Source organism: Mesorhizobium sp. WSM2561, assembly GCF_000513915.1.
Classification (GTDB): Bacteria; Pseudomonadota; Alphaproteobacteria; order Rhizobiales; family Rhizobiaceae; genus Mesorhizobium; species Mesorhizobium muleiense.
Genome location: NZ_AZUX01000005.1, coordinates 227,078 through 242,356 on the forward strand (window position 1 = coordinate 227,078; position 15,279 = coordinate 242,356).

11 protein-coding genes are annotated in these 15,279 nt (G+C 62.7%); 8 read left to right on the forward strand and 3 right to left on the reverse strand.

Translation table 11 applies throughout. The features are described 5' to 3' along the window. Positions 1-73: 73 nt before the first annotated feature. The 3 genes from M727_RS0109040 to M727_RS0109050 are packed head-to-tail and all read right to left on the reverse strand — an operon-like array spanning position 74 to position 2,667. Complete coding sequence (locus M727_RS0109040; protein WP_027152413.1) at positions 74-997, reverse strand: carbohydrate kinase; 924 nt, start codon at positions 995-997, stop codon at positions 74-76. Next, a complete protein-coding gene (locus M727_RS0109045; RefSeq protein WP_027152414.1) occupies positions 994-1,440 on the reverse strand; it encodes an RbsD/FucU domain-containing protein in 447 nt (148 codons plus the stop codon). Before M727_RS0109045 ends, M727_RS0109040 begins: the two co-directional genes overlap by 4 nt. Then, positions 1,441-2,667: an ROK family transcriptional regulator gene (locus tag M727_RS0109050; RefSeq protein ID WP_027152415.1), complete on the reverse strand. Its 1,227-nt coding sequence runs from the start codon at positions 2,665-2,667 to the stop codon at positions 1,441-1,443. 267 nt (positions 2,668-2,934) lie between these two features. Between M727_RS0109050 and M727_RS0109055 the strand changes: the two genes are divergently transcribed. The 8 genes from M727_RS0109055 to M727_RS0109090 form a co-directional block, all read left to right on the forward strand. Beyond that, entirely contained in the window at positions 2,935-3,912 is a 978-nt protein-coding gene (locus tag M727_RS0109055; RefSeq protein WP_051505568.1) for a sugar ABC transporter substrate-binding protein, read from the forward strand. A 156-nt stretch (positions 3,913-4,068) separates the two neighbouring features. Beyond that, entirely contained in the window at positions 4,069-5,133 is a 1,065-nt protein-coding gene (locus M727_RS0109060) for an ABC transporter permease (RefSeq protein WP_027152417.1), read from the forward strand. Positions 5,134-5,135: 2 nt separating this feature from the next. Further along, a complete protein-coding gene (locus M727_RS0109065) occupies positions 5,136-5,918 on the forward strand; it encodes an ATP-binding cassette domain-containing protein (protein WP_023802796.1) in 783 nt (260 codons plus the stop codon). A gap of 257 nt (positions 5,919-6,175) precedes the next feature. After that, entirely contained in the window at positions 6,176-8,638 is a 2,463-nt protein-coding gene (locus M727_RS0109070) for a glycogen/starch/alpha-glucan phosphorylase (protein WP_036261863.1), read from the forward strand. 58 nt (positions 8,639-8,696) lie between these two features. Next, entirely contained in the window at positions 8,697-10,910 is a 2,214-nt protein-coding gene (gene glgB / locus M727_RS0109075; RefSeq protein WP_027152419.1) for a 1,4-alpha-glucan branching protein GlgB, read from the forward strand. 35 nt (positions 10,911-10,945) lie between these two features. After that, positions 10,946-12,214, forward strand: a complete 1,269-nt coding sequence (gene glgC / locus M727_RS0109080) for a glucose-1-phosphate adenylyltransferase (RefSeq protein ID WP_027152420.1) — start codon at positions 10,946-10,948, stop codon at positions 12,212-12,214. Continuing rightward, entirely contained in the window at positions 12,215-13,660 is a 1,446-nt protein-coding gene (gene glgA, locus M727_RS0109085) for a glycogen synthase GlgA (RefSeq protein WP_027152421.1), read from the forward strand. Between the two features lie 3 nt (positions 13,661-13,663). Continuing rightward, positions 13,664-15,279, forward strand: a 1,616-nt coding sequence (locus M727_RS0109090) for an alpha-D-glucose phosphate-specific phosphoglucomutase (protein WP_027152422.1), incomplete at its 3' end; no start/stop codon positions are given.

A 15,279-nucleotide genomic window follows, 5' to 3' on the forward strand; every position in this document is an offset into this window, starting at 1 on the left:
TGTCGCACGCGCTGGGCTGGGCGAAACATAAAGTGATCGATGTTTAGCGCATCTTCAGCGCATCGCCGTCCAATCAGGCGATTTCATGCCGCCAGGGCGGATTGGCGCCGGCCCGCGACACGGTTACCGCCGCAGCCTTGGCGCCGAGCGCCAGCGCCTTGTGGATCGCGTCTTCCGACAGATCGGCGATCGCCTCCTTCGACAGCAGGCCTTGCTCGTGCAGCGAGGCCAGGATGCCGGCGTTGAACGTGTCGCCGGCGCCGACCGTATCGACCACCTCGACCTTGTCCGGCACGACCGTGACGTTGTGATCCCTGGTGTAGCCGACGGCGCCTTCGCTGCCATGGGTAACGACGATCAGCGTCGGGCCGCGCTCCAGCCAGTTGCGGACGACGTCCTCGTGCGAGCCGGCTTCGCCGAACCAGTTGAGGTCCTCATCCGACAGTTTCACGATGTCGGCCATGGCCATCATCGAGCGGATACGCCTGAGATGCCTGGCCTTGTCCGGTATGAAATTCGGCCGGAGGTTGGGGTCGAGCATCATGACGCGGTGGCTGTGCTCGCGCCGCATGAATTCCTCGTAGGCTGATCCGGCCGGCTCCGAGATCAGGCTGATGGCGCCGAACAGCATGGCTTCGATCTCGCTGCCGAGTTTCGGCAGATCGTCGATGGTCAGCATCCGTCCGGCTGTGTTTTCATCGTAGAACGTGTAAGTCGCCTGGCCGTTGTCCAGCCGCACGAAGGCAAGCGTGGTCGGCCGGGGCGATGTGTGCGCATAGGTGGAACTGACCTTGCTTGCCGCCAGCGCGTCCCTGAACTGGCCGCCGAACAGATCCGTCGACAGGCCGGAAAAGAAACTGGCGGGTGCTCCCAGTCGGCCGAGCGCTATTGCGGTGTTGAAGACCGCGCCGCCGACATAGGGGGCAAAGGCCGGCTCGCCCTCAGTCGTGGTGCGTGGCAGCATGTCGATCAGGGCTTCGCCGCAACAGAGGATCATGATTTCCTGTTCTCCGGCGGATAGATCACACCCTTGCGGATGATGATGTTGGCGTAGAGCCGCGGCTCGCTTGTCGCGACGATCGCGTGCGCGGACCTCACCCGTAAATAGAAGTCGGCGCCGGCAAGCGCAACCACCCTGCGGCCCGGAGCACGCTTGGCGCAGATCGCCTCCATCTCGTGATGAACGGGATCGGCAATCAGGGGATCACCCTTGACCGAGGCGCGAAACAGCGCCTCCGGCACTGCGTCATCGACAGGCAATACGCTGAGGATGGCGTCGAGCGTCGGAACAAGATGATGACCGTCGGCGCGGATGAGCCGGTGTGCCTGTTCCTTCGCCGGGTAGTTTCCGTCGACAACGGCGATCTCGTCGCCATGGCCCATGGCACGCAGCAACGCCAGCAGCTCCGGGCCGAGCAGGGCCGGGATTCCGATCAGCATTCAGGTGCTCCTGGAAATCGTGGTCGAACCGATGAGGAAGCGCTCGGAAAGCGGCAGGCTGGCACCGCCCAGGGCGCGTGCATGAATGCCCACAGTCCCCTCGCGCACGGCCGGAAGCTTCAGGCCTTCACCGTCGATCTTGCCGATGGCTTCGATAACGGCATCGACGAGCCGGCGCCGCACGGCCTTCGGCATCCATCCGTCGATCACCGCCGCCTCGAAATCGATAACCGATGACGCCGCCACAATGGCATAGGCGAGCGCCTGCGAGGCGCAGGCGATCCAATCGTCGAGCTCGACGCCGATTTCGCCCCAATCCTCCGGTGAAGTCCACAGATGTGAGGCTTCGACGCCGCGCGCGTTGAGTGCCTTTTCCAGCATGGCGATCGACGCCACGTCGATCAATTGGGCGGGCTTGCCGTCCGGTCCAGGCACCGGCATCGAACCCAGCGCGCCGGCATTGCCGGTCGGCCCGCCGAAAAGGTGACCGTTCAGCACAATGCCGCCGCCGGCGAAGGCACCGATATAGAAATAGACGAAGTCGCGTGCCGTGCCCGCTTTGCCGAACACCAGTTCGGCGCCGCAGGCAGAGGTGGCGTCATTTTGCAGGTAGACCGGGAATTCGCACTGTGCCTGGATGTCGGCGCGGATGTCTCGTTCGCGCCATTCGTCCATGACGTCGCGCGGCGCACCTGCCGTATCGGCCCAGCTCCACAATTCGAATGGCATGGCGATGCCAAGTCCGGCAATGCGCTTGTCCTGCGCCGGGGTGAGTTCGCCGCGCATCGTCTTCATGCCGGAGGTCACGAACTCGACCGTCTCGCGCGGTGCCGGATAGCGGTAGGAATGCTGCAGCATCGAGCGCACATTGCCGAGAAAATCGATCAGCACGAGTTCGGCGCTACGACGGCCGATCTTCAGGCCGATGAAATAGGCGCCATCGGGATTGAGCGCCATCGGAATGGAAGGTTGGCCGATCTTGCCGCGCAGCGGCGCCTGGCGGACAAGAAGCTTGTCCTCCTCGAGCTCGCGCATGATGACTGAAACCGTCTGGGCCGAAAGTCCGGTCATGCGCGCAATGTCGGACTTCGCCAGGCTGCCGTGCTGACGCACCAGCGACAGCACCAGCCGCTCATTGTGGTCCCGCATGCCGCTCTGGTTGGTGCCGCGGTGAATGCGGCTTTTGGCTGCCTCGGGCGAACCGTGCCTTGTGATGCCGGTCTCCACCCCTTCTCCTCCCGTCGTTCCCTCAATGCTTTTGGCCAGAATGAGTGACCGACGCCACGGTGTCAATAATAAATAAGAGTGATTTAATTATTGACAGAAACCTCAGTCTGGTATTCTCTTGGGGCAAGCGTCCACGCTGGGAGAAGTCGCTGGATGCTCATGCGATGCCGGTTGGCCGGCGTCCGAACTGGTTCCACTGGGAGGAAAATCGTGACCAAGACAGCACTGCTAAGATCCACCGTTTTTGCCGCGGCCGGACTGGGTCTGATGGCGTTCACCTCGGCTGCGTCCGCCGCCGATGTCGGCGCCTGCCTGATCACCAAGACCGACACCAACCCGTTCTTCGTCAAAATGAAAGAAGGCGCGAGCGCCAAGGCCAAGGAACTCGGCGTCGAACTCAAAGCCTACGCCGGCAAGATCGACGGCGACAGCGAAAGCCAGGTGGCGGCGATCGAAAGCTGCATCGCCGACGGCGCCAAGGGCATCCTGATCACCGCGTCGGACACCAAGGGCATCGTCCCGGCGGTGAAGAAGGCACGTGACGCCGGTCTGCTGGTGATCGCGCTGGACACGCCGCTTGACCCGCTCGACGCTGCCGACGCGACCTTCGCGACCGACAATCTGGAGGCCGGAAAGCTGATCGGCGCGTGGGCCGCAGCGACGCTCGGCGACAAAGCGAAGGATGCCAAGATAGGCTTCCTCGATCTGACGCCCTCGCAGCCGACGGTCGATGTGCTGCGCGACCAAGGCTTCATGATGGGCTACGGCATCGACGTGAAGGACCCCAACAAGATCGGCGACGAGGATGATCCTCGCATCGTCGGGCACGATGTCACCAACGGCAATGAAGAGGGTGGCCGCAAGGCCATGGAGAACCTTCTGCAGAAGGATCCCGGCATCAACGTCATCCACACCATCAACGAGCCCGCAGCGGTTGGCGCCTACCAGGCACTCAAGGCCGTGGGCCTCGAAGGCAATGTGCTGATCGTGTCGGTTGACGGCGGCTGCCCCGGCGTGAAGTCGGTCGCCGAGGGCGTGATCGGTGCGACCTCACAGCAGTATCCGCTGCAGATGGCGGCACTCGGCATTGAAGCGATCGCCGCTTACGCCAAGGACGGGACGAAGCCCAAGCCGACCGAAGGCAAGGATTTCTTCGACACCGGCGTCAATCTCGTGACCGACAAGCCGGCAGAGGGCGTGAAGTCCATCGACACCAAGGAAGGCCTCGCCAAGTGCTGGGGCTGATGCCGGTCTGACAGGCAACAGACCGAAGCGGCCAGGGCTTGATCCCCGGCCGCTTCGGGTGGACGATGCGGTAATCGCAAGCGCGAAAATTCCGGCGGCAGATCGGGAACGGTTGGACGGGCGTCGGCGCGTGGCTGAAGCCTCATGGGAGGAAACATGTCTCAGGTTCAGGAATTCGAAAAGGCTCTCGCGAACAGCGAGACAAGCGTTGCTGCTTTTGACGAGCACGGCACGTCATTCGTCAAGCGCATCCAGCATTTCCTGCATTCCACTCCGGCTGCGGTGCCGCTGATCGTGCTGGTTCTGTCAATTGCTGTCTTCGGGGTCACGATCGGAGGACGGTTCTTTTCGTCCTACACGCTGACGCTGATCCTTCAGCAGATCGCCATCGTCGGTATTCTGGGAGCCGCGCAGACGCTGGTCATCCTTACAGCCGGCATCGACCTATCAATCGGCGTGATCATGGTGATTTCGGCCGTGATCATGGGCAATTGCGCCGTCACCTATGGTCTGCCGACCTTGCTTGCCGTGGTGATCGGGCTTGGCGCCGGCGCGGCCTGCGGGCTGCTCAACGGGCTGCTCGTCGCCTACATGAAGCTGCCGCCGTTCATCGTCACCCTCGGCACCTGGAACATCGTCATGGCCACCAACTTCATCTATTCGGCCAATGAGACGATCCGTGACGCCGACGTCGAGGTCGAGGCGCCGCTGCTGCATCTGTTCGGCCTGAACTTCAAGGTCGGCACGGCAGTGCTGACGTTCGGCGTCATTGCCATGGTCGTGCTGGTGCTGATCCTGTGGTACGTGCTCAATCACACGGCCTGGGGCCGCCATGTCTACGCCGTCGGCGACGATCCGGAGGCGGCCAAGTTGTCGGGCATCCAGACCAAGAAGGTGCTGATTTCGGTCTATACCCTTGCCGGGCTGATCGCCGCTTTCGCTGCCTGGGTCTCCATCGGCCGCAACGGCTCGATCTCGCCATCCGCCGCCGTCACCGACTACAATTTGCAGGCGATCACTGCGACAGTGATCGGCGGCATTTCCCTCTTCGGCGGGCGCGGCTCTATTCTGGGCACGCTGTTCGGCGCGATGATCGTCGGCGTCGTTTCGATGGGCCTCAACATGCTGGGCGCCGATCCGCAATGGAAAGTGCTGCTCACCGGTGTGCTGATCATCGGCGCCGTGGCGATCGACCAGTGGATCAGAAAGGTTTCGGTGTAACCATGACCCAGGAGCCCATCCTCACCGCGCGCGGCCTCGTCAAGCGCTACGGCCGCGTCACCGCACTGAACAGCTGCGACTTCGATCTCTATCCGGGAGAGATCCTGGCCGTGATCGGCGACAATGGAGCAGGCAAGTCGACGCTGATCAAGGCGATCTCGGGCGCCGTTGTCCCGGACGAGGGGATCATCGAGTTGGACGGCAAGCAGGTGCTCTTCAAGTCGCCCATCGAAGCCCGCGAAGCCGGCATCGAAACCGTCTACCAGAACCTGGCGCTGTCGCCGGCGCTGTCGATCGCCGACAACATGTTCCTCGGTCGCGAGATCCGCAAACCGGGTTTTCTGGGCGACTGGCTGCGCATGCTCGACCGCCCGGCAATGGAAAAGCGCGCCCGCGACAAGCTCACCGAACTTGGCCTGATGACCATCCAGAACATCAGCCAGGCCGTGGAAACGCTGTCGGGCGGCCAACGCCAGGGCGTGGCGGTGGCGCGCGCCGCCGCCTTCGGCTCGAAGATGGTCATCATGGATGAGCCGACGGCGGCGTTAGGCGTCAAGGAGAGCCGCCGCGTGCTCGAACTGATCCTCGACGTGAAGAAGCGCGGCCTGCCGATCGTGCTGATCTCCCACAACATGCCGCATGTCTTCGAGGTGGCCGACCGCATTCACATCCATCGGCTGGGCCGTCGCCTCTGTGTCATCGATCCCAAGCAATATACGATGTCGGACGCCGTCGCCTTCATGACAGGAGCGAAGCTTCCGCCGGAGGCGGCACTGGCGGCCTGATGCATGTCGCCCAAAAGCATGCCCTCGGGCGCGAACCGAGGGTGCACAGCGGTTTTGGGACGATATGCACATAACTAAGAATCTAAGATGCGTCGCAGACGCCGCCCAAACGCGACGCACTTCAAGTTGCTAAACTGCCGCTGGGTAAGCTTCCCCGCGGCAATCTAACTCGATTGAACGCATAACAATATGCGCTAGCATGGGCTGGGAGGAATAGTGAAAGCCGGTATGATCATGGCAACCGCACGAGAGGCAGCATGACGCGCGCGATGACATCCAAAACTCCCATTCTCGAAAACTCCGATCCCAAGGCGCTTGCCGACGAAGTCTTGAAGGCCCTCAAATACAGGCTCGGCAAGGATACCAGCGTCGCGACGCAATACGACTGGCTCACCGCCTCGATAAAGGTCGTGCGCGACCATATCGTCGATCATTGGATGCAGGCAACGCAAGAGGCCTACGCCCATCAGGAAAAGCGCGTCTATTACCTGTCACTGGAATTCCTCATCGGCCGCCTGATGCGCGACGCCTTCTCCAATCTCGGCCTGATGGATAATATGCGCGAAGCACTGCGGTCTCTCGGCGTCGACCTCGACCTCATCGCGGCCCTCGAACCAGATGCAGCGCTTGGCAATGGCGGTCTCGGCCGGCTCGCCGCCTGCTTCATGGAAAGCATGGCAACCGTCGACATTCCCGCGCATGGCTATGGCATTCGCTACGCCAATGGCATGTTCCGGCAGGAAATCCATGGCGGCTGGCAGGTTGAGCTGCCCGAGACCTGGCTCGATCACGGCAACCCCTGGGAGTTCGAGCGGCGCGAACGCTCATTCGAGGTCGGTTTCGGCGGCTCGGTGGAATCGATCACCTCGAAGGACGGCAGGCTTGAGCGCCACGTCTGGAAGCCGATCGAACATGTTCTGGCGGTTGCCTACGATACGCCGGTGGTTGGCTGGCGGGCCAACCGCGTCAACACGCTGCGGCTCTGGTCCGGCATGCCGATCGATCCGATCCTGCTCGACAAGTTCAACGCCGGCGACCACATCGGTGCGCTCGCCGAAAGCAACAAGGCCGATGCCTTGTCGCGCGTCCTTTACCCTGCCGATTCCCACAAGGCCGGTCAGGAGCTGCGGCTCAGGCAAGAGTATTTCTTTTCCACCGCATCGTTGCAGGATATCATTCAGCGTCATCTCAGCCAGTATGGCGACCTGCAGTCGCTGCCCGACAAGGCGGCGATCCATCTGAACGACACCCATCCGGCCATCGCCGTGCCCGAGCTGATGCGCCTGTTGATGGATGTCCACGGCATGGATTTCGATCAGGCCTGGAGCATCACCAAGCGCACTTTCGGCTACACCAACCACACGCTGCTTCCAGAGGCGCTCGAAAGCTGGCCGGTGCCGCTGTTCGAGCGGCTGTTGCCGCGCCATATGCAGATCGTCTACGCCATCAACGCCGAAGTGCTGCTGGAGGCGCGCGCCTCCGATCAGTTTTCTGACGAGCAGATCAGCCAGATCTCGCTGATACAGGAAAACGGCGAGCGCCGGGTGCGCATGGGCAATCTGGCGTTTGTCGGCTCGCACTCGATCAACGGCGTCTCTGCCCTTCACACCGAGCTGATGAAGGAAACGGTGTTTGCCGAGCTCCACCGACTCTACCCCGACCGCATCAACAACAAGACCAACGGCATCACGCCGCGGCGCTGGCTGATCCAGTGCAATCCCGGTCTCACCGCGCTCACCCGTGAGGCGATCGGCGACCGCTTCCTCGACGATATAGACGCGATCAAGGAGCTCGATGCCTTTGCCGACGACGCCGCCTTCCGCGACAAGTTCGCGGCAGTCAAGCGGGCGAACAAGGCCAAGCTTGCCAATCTCGTCGCCGACCGCCTCGGCATCAGGATCGATCCCTCGGCGCTGTTCGACATCCAGATCAAGCGCATCCACGAATACAAGCGCCAGCTCCTGAACATCCTCGAAACAGTCGCCCTCTACGACCAGATCCGCTCCCATCCCGAGCGCAACTGGATGCCACGCGTCAAGTTCTTCGGCGGCAAGGCGGCGCCCAGCTATCACAATGCCAAGCTGATCATCAAACTCGCCAACGACGTCGCCAAGGTCATCAACCGCGACCCGGCCGTTCGCGGCTTGCTCAAAGTGGTGTTCGTACCGAACTACAATGTCAGCCTGGCCGAGATCATGATGCCGGCCGCCGATCTTTCGGAGCAGATATCGACCGCAGGCATGGAAGCCTCCGGCACCGGCAACATGAAGTTCGCACTGAACGGTGCGCTGACCATCGGCACGCTTGACGGCGCCAATGTCGAGATCAAGGAATGCGTCGGCGACGACAACATCTTCATTTTCGGCCTGACCACCGAAGAGGTCGCCGAACGGCGCAGCAACGGCTACGATCCGCGATCGGTAATCGAAGCCTCTCCCGAACTGGCGCAGGCAGTGGCTGCCATTTCGTCCGGCGTCTTTTCGCCCGACGATCCGGAACGCTATCGCGACCTGATGAACGGCCTCTATCAGAGCGACTGGTTCATGGTCGCCGCGGATTTCGATGCCTACGCCTCAACCCAGCGCGATGTCGACGCCGTCTGGCGCAACAGCCCGGATTGGTATGCCAAGGCAATTCGCAATGTCGCCCGCGTCGGCTGGTTCTCGTCCGACCGCACGATCCGCCAATATGCGAAAGAAATCTGGAACGTGCCCGTCTGATATGATTGCATGAGGCCACGAACGACGTGGTCCGGGTGCCGGGGAGGGTCACTGCCTGATGAGGAAGCCGCGCGCGACCGCTGCGACAAGCGGGCCGGATGGACAGGCGTCAGCCGGTGATGTCGCGGCGATTCTCGCGGGCACGCATGGCGACCCTTTCGCTGTCTTGGGTGTGCACGAGGTCGACAAGAGCTTTGTCGCCCGCTGCTTCGTCCCTCATGCCGAGTTCGTCACTGCCCATACGCTGACCGGCAAGAAAGCCGGCGAACTCTCCAGGCGCGACGAAGGCGGCTTCTTCGAGGGCAGCCTGTCGCTCAAAAAGCGTCAGCCGCTGCGCTATCACGCGCGTAATGCCGGCGGTGACTGGTGGCTGACCGATCCCTATTCGTTCGGTCCGGTGCTCGGTCCGCTGGACGACTATTACATCGCCGAAGGCTCTCATCTCAGGCTGTTCGACAAGCTCGGTGCGCATCTCATCGATCACGAGGGTGCGTCCGGCGTGCATTTCGCCGTCTGGGCGCCCAACGCAAGGCGCGTCTCGGTGGTCGGGGACTTCAACGAATGGGACGGCCGCAGGCATACGATGCGCGTCCGCCGCGACACCGGCATCTGGGAGTTGTTCATTCCCGACATCGGCGCCGGCAGGCCCTATAAATACGAGATCATCGCGCCCGATGGCGTGAGGCTGCCGCTGAAGGCCGATCCGTTCGCCTTCAAATCGGAACTGCGCCCGGCCACCGCTTCGGTGACGGCGCTTCCGCCGGCACATGAATGGGGTGACGAGGCGCACCGCAGCTACTGGCGCAACGCCGACCCGAGGCGCGAGGCGGTGTCGATCTATGAGGTCCATGCCGGCTCCTGGCAGCTTCACGACGACAGCAGCTTCCTGTCATGGGATGAGCTTGCTGGCCGGCTGATCCCCTACGTCGTCGATACGGGCTTCACCCATATCGAATTCATGCCGATCTCCGAACATCCCTATGATCCGTCCTGGGGCTACCAGACGACGGGCCTCTACGCGCCGTCGGCCCGCTTCGGCGATCCGGACGGTTTTGCCCGGTTCGTCGACGGCGCCCACCGCGCCGGCATCGGCGTCATCCTCGACTGGGTGCCGGCGCACTTTCCGGTGGACGCGCATGGCCTGGCCAATTTCGACGGCACCGCGCTCTATGAGCATGCCGACCCGCGCAAGGGCTTCCATCCCGACTGGAACACCGCGATCTACAATTTCGGCCGGCGCGAGGTGGTCTCGTTTCTGGTCAACAATGCACTGTTCTGGGCCGAAAAATACCATGTCGACGGTTTGCGCGTCGATGCCGTCGCCTCGATGCTCTACCTCGACTATTCGCGCAAGGCCGGCGAATGGATCCCCAACGAAAAAGGCGGGCGCGAAAACCTCGAGGCCGTCAGCTTCCTCCAGAGGATGAACAAGGAAGTCTACGGCCATCATCCCGGCGTGATGACGATTGCCGAGGAATCGACCTCATGGCCGAAGGTCTCGCAGCCGGTGCATGAGGGCGGACTGGGCTTCGGCTTCAAGTGGAACATGGGCTTCATGCACGATACGCTGGAATATTTCTCCAAGGAGCCGATTTTTCGCAAGCATCACCACGGCGACATCACCTTCGGCCTGGTCTACGCCTTCTCAGAGAATTTCGTGCTGCCGCTCTCCCATGACGAGGTCGTGCACGGCAAGGGAACGCTGCTTGGCAAGATGGCCGGCGACGATTGGCAGAAATTCGCAACGTTGCGCGCCTACTACGCCTTCATGTGGGGCTATCCCGGCAAGAAGCTGTTGTTCATGGGCCAGGAATTCGCCCAGCGCCGCGAGTGGAGCGAGGCGCGCGCGCTCGACTGGAACCTGCTCGATCAACCGGCCCACCGCGGCGTCTGGCAGACGGTGCGCGATCTCAACTATCTCTACCGCTCGCGCCCGGCCCTGCATGCGCGCGATTGCGAGCCAGAAGGCTTTTCCTGGCTGATCGTCGACGACAGCGCCAACTCGGTCTTTGCCTGGCTGCGCAGCGCGCCGGGCGGAAACCCGGTCGCCGTGATCTCCAATTTTACGCCGGTGCCGCGCGACAATTACCGCGTGCCATTGCCAATGGCCGGACGTTGGCGCGAGATCATCAACACGGACGCCTCCGACTATGGCGGTTCCGGCAAGGGCAATGGCGGCGCTGTCGAGGCTCGGGCCGATGGCGCAAGCATCTCGGCCACGGTGCTGTTGCCGCCGCTGTCGACGATCATGCTCGAATTTGCTCCGGACTAGGCGATGTCTCGCAGCGCGTAACTTGGGAGGATAAAATGGCAGAGATAAAACGAACCCAGCCGCTGGCGCGCGATGCCATGGCCTATGTGCTGGCCGGCGGCCGTGGCAGCCGCCTCAGGGAATTGACCGACCGGCGCGCCAAACCGGCAGTCTATTTCGGCGGCAAGACGCGCATCATCGATTTTGCACTCTCCAATGCGATCAATTCCGGTATTCGCCGCCTTGGCGTGGCTACCCAGTACAAGGCGCATTCGCTGATCCGACACCTGCAGCGCGGCTGGAACTTCCTGCGGCCCGAGCGTAATGAGAGCTTCGATATCCTGCCGGCGAGCCAACGCGTATCGGAAACGCAATGGTATGAGGGCACGGCCGATGCCGTCTACCAGAACATCGACATCATCGAGGCCTACGGGCCCGAATACATGGTCATCCTGGCCGGCGATCACGTCTACAAGATGGACTATGAGCTGATGCTTCGCCAGCATGTCGACGCCGGCGCCGACGTCACCGTCGGCTGCCTCGAAGTGCCGCGCATGGAGGCGACCGGCTTCGGCGTCATGCATGTCGACAAGAAGGACGCCATCATCTCCTTCATCGAAAAACCCGCCGATCCGCCCGGCATTCCCGACAAGCCGGATTTTGCCCTGGCCTCGATGGGCATCTACGTGTTCAAGACCAAGTTCCTGATGGAGCAGCTGCGCCGCGACGCGGCCGAACCGGGTTCAAGCCGTGACTTTGGCAAGGACATCATCCCCTATGTCGTCGAGCACGGGAAGGCGATCGCCCATCGCTTTGCCAAATCCTGCGTGCGCTCGACCGCCGAGAACGAAGCCTACTGGCGCGATGTCGGGACCGTCGACGCCTATTGGGAAGCCAATATCGACCTCACCGACATCACGCCCGAGCTCGACCTCTACGACCGCGACTGGCCGATCTGGACCTATGCCGAGCTGAAGCCGCCGGCAAAGTTCGTGCATGACGAGGATGGCCGCCGTGGCTCGGCGGTATCCTCGCTGGTCTCGGGCGATTGCATCATCTCAGGCGCGTCGCTGAAGCGAAGCCTGATCTTCACCGGCGCGCGCATCAACTCCTATTCGACGCTCGAGGACGTCGTCATGCTGCCCGACTGCCAGGTCGGCCGCAGCGCGAGATTGAAGCGCGTGGTGATCGATCATGGCGTCAGGATTCCCGAAGGGCTCGTGGTCGGCGAGGATCCCGTCCTCGACGCCAAGCGCTTCCGCGTTTCCGAAAAGGGCATCTGCCTCGTCACGCAGGCCATGATCGACAAACTGGGATTGTCGTGAATGCAGGTCCTGTCGGTCACGCCCGAAATATTCCCTCTGATCAAGACTGGCGGGCTTGCCGACGTGACCGGCGCATTACCGGTCGCGCTCGCCGGCAAGGGCGTGACGATGCGCACGCTTGTTCCCGGCTATCCCCAGGTCATGGATGCCTTCAAGAAGAAAAAACCCGTTCACCACTATCCGCTGCTGCAAGGCGGCAAGGCTTCGGTCCGTGCCGTCCAGATCGCCGGGCTCGACCTGTTCGTGCTCGACGCGCCGCATCTGTTCGATCGCCCCGGTGGCCCCTATGGCAATGCCACCGGCGCCGACTGGCCGGACAATTGGCGGCGTTTCGCGGCCCTGAGCCAGGTTGGCGGCGACATCGCCGGCGGCGCCGTCTCGGGCTACCAGCCGGACATCGTCCATGCCCATGACTGGCAATCGGCGATGACGCTGGCCTATATGCGCTACGGCAAGGCGGTCGGCACGCCGTCGATGATCACCGTCCACAATCTCGCTTTCCAGGGCCAGTTCGGCGCCGGCATCTTTGGCGAACTCGGCTTGCCGGCGGCGGCCATGGCGCTCGACGGCGTCGAATATTACGGCGGCGTCGGTTTCCTCAAGGCTGGCCTGCAGGCCGCCTGGGCCATCACCACAGTCAGCCCGACCTATGCGCAGGAGATCCGCTCGCCGGAATTCGGCATGGGGCTCGATGGCCTCATCAACATGCGGTCCGTCGATCTCTATGGCATCGTCAACGGCATCGACACCGAGATATGGAACCCTGAAACCGACAAGCATCTGGTTTCCAACTACACGGCCAAGACATTGAAGGCCCGGCACCCCAACCGGACCGCCGTCGAGGATCGTTTCAACCTTGACCGCGACGACAGTCCGATCGTCTGCGTGGTCAGCCGGCTCACCTGGCAGAAGGGAATGGACATACTGGCAACGGTCGTCGACGGGATTGTTGCGAGGGGTGCCCGCCTGGCGATCCTGGGGTCCGGCGACGCCGGCCTCGAAGGCGCGCTGCTGGCCGCCGCCGCCCGCCATCGCGGTCGCATCGGCGTCGTCGTCGGTTATGACGAGGCGCTTTCCCACACCATGCAGGGCGGCTGTGACGCCATCGTCATCCCATCGCGCTTCGAGCCTTGCGGACTGACGCAGCTTTACGGCCTGCGCTATGGCTGCGTGCCGGTCGTCGCCCGCACCGGCGGTCTTGCCGACACCGTCATCGACGCCAATGAAGCGGCGATTTCGGCAGGTGTGGCGACCGGCTTCCAGTTCGCACCCGCCGATGCCGGCGCCTTGCTGCACGCCATCCGCCGGCTGGTCGCGGCGCACGCCAACCCTGCGATCTGGACGTCGATGCAGCGGCAAGGCATGAAGGCGGGTGTGTCGTGGGATAAAAGCGCAGAAAAATACCTCGAACTCTATCGCTTGCTGCTTTCGAAAAGGGCTGTCTGACGCATGATACGCACCGTCGCCACCAAACCTTATCTCGACCAGAAGCCCGGTACGTCCGGGCTGCGCAAGAAAGTGCCGGTGTTCCAGCAGGAGCACTATGCCGAGAACTTCATCCAGTCGATTTTCGATGCGGTGGACGGGTTCGAGGGCAAGACGCTGGTGATCGGCGGCGACGGCCGCTTTTACAACCGCGAGGTCATCCAGAAGGCCATCGCCATGGCGGCGGCAAACGGTTTCGGCAAGGTGATGGTCGGGCAGGGCGGCATCCTGTCGACGCCGGCCGCTTCCAACATCATTCGCAAATACAACACCTTCGGCGGCATCATCCTGTCGGCCAGCCACAATCCGGGCGGCCCGCACGAGGATTTCGGCATCAAATACAATGCCGGCAATGGCGGCCCGGCACCGGAAAAGCTGACCGACGCGATCTTCGCCAAGACCAAGGTGATTTCGAGCTTCAAGACCGCCGATATCGGCACGGTCGACCTCGACACGATCGGTACCGTCGAGGCGGGCGGCATGACCGTCGAGGTGATCGACCCGGTCGCCGACTATGCCGAGCTGATGGAAAACCTGTTCGATTTCGATGCGTTGCGGGGGCTGTTCAAGTCAGGCTTCCGCATGCGCTTCGACGCCATGCATGCCGTGACCGGTCCCTATGCCAAGGAGATCCTGGAAAACCGGCTCGGCGCGCCGAAAGGCACCGCCCTCAACTTCGTTCCCCTGCCGGATTTCGGCGGCCACCACCCAGACCCGAACCTGGTCCACGCAAAGCACCTCTATGACGAGATGATGGGACCGGATGCGCCGGATTTCGGCGCCGCTTCCGACGGCGACGGCGACCGCAACCTGATCATCGGCAAGGGCATTTTCGTCACCCCGTCGGATTCGGTGGCTATGCTCGCCGCCAATGCTCATCTGGCGCCGGGCTACAAGGCCGGGCTGAAAGGCATCGCCCGCTCGATGCCGACCAGCGGCGCAGCCGATCGCGTCGCCGAAAAGCTCGGAATCGGCATCTATGAAACGCCGACCGGCTGGAAATTCTTTGGCAATCTGCTCGATGCCGGCATGGCAACGATCTGCGGCGAGGAAAGTGCCGGAACCGGCTCCAACCATGTCCGCGAAAAGGACGGGCTGTGGGCCGTGCTTTTGTGGCTCAATATCCTCGCTGCCCGGGGCGAAAGCGCCAAGCAGATCGTCACCGAGCACTGGGCCGCCTACGGCCGCAATTACTACTCACGCCATGACTACGAGGAGGTCGAGACCGACCGCGCCAATGCGCTGGTCGACGAATTGCGAGCCAAGCTCGCTTCCTTGCCCGGCACCAGCGTGCGCGGCATGAAGATCGTCAGCGCCGACGATTTCGCCTATCACGACCCGGTCGACGGCTCGATAGCCAGGAACCAGGGCATCAGGGTGCTGTTCGAAGGCGGATCGCGCGTCGTCTTCCGTCTCTCCGGCACCGGTACCTCGGGGGCGACGCTGCGTGTCTATATCGAGCGCTACGAGCCGGACCAGTCCGGGCACGATCTCGACACGCAGGAGGCGCTTGCCGACCTGATTGCGGCAGCCGAAGATCTCGCCGGGATTCGCAGCCATACCGGCCGCGCCAAGCCAAG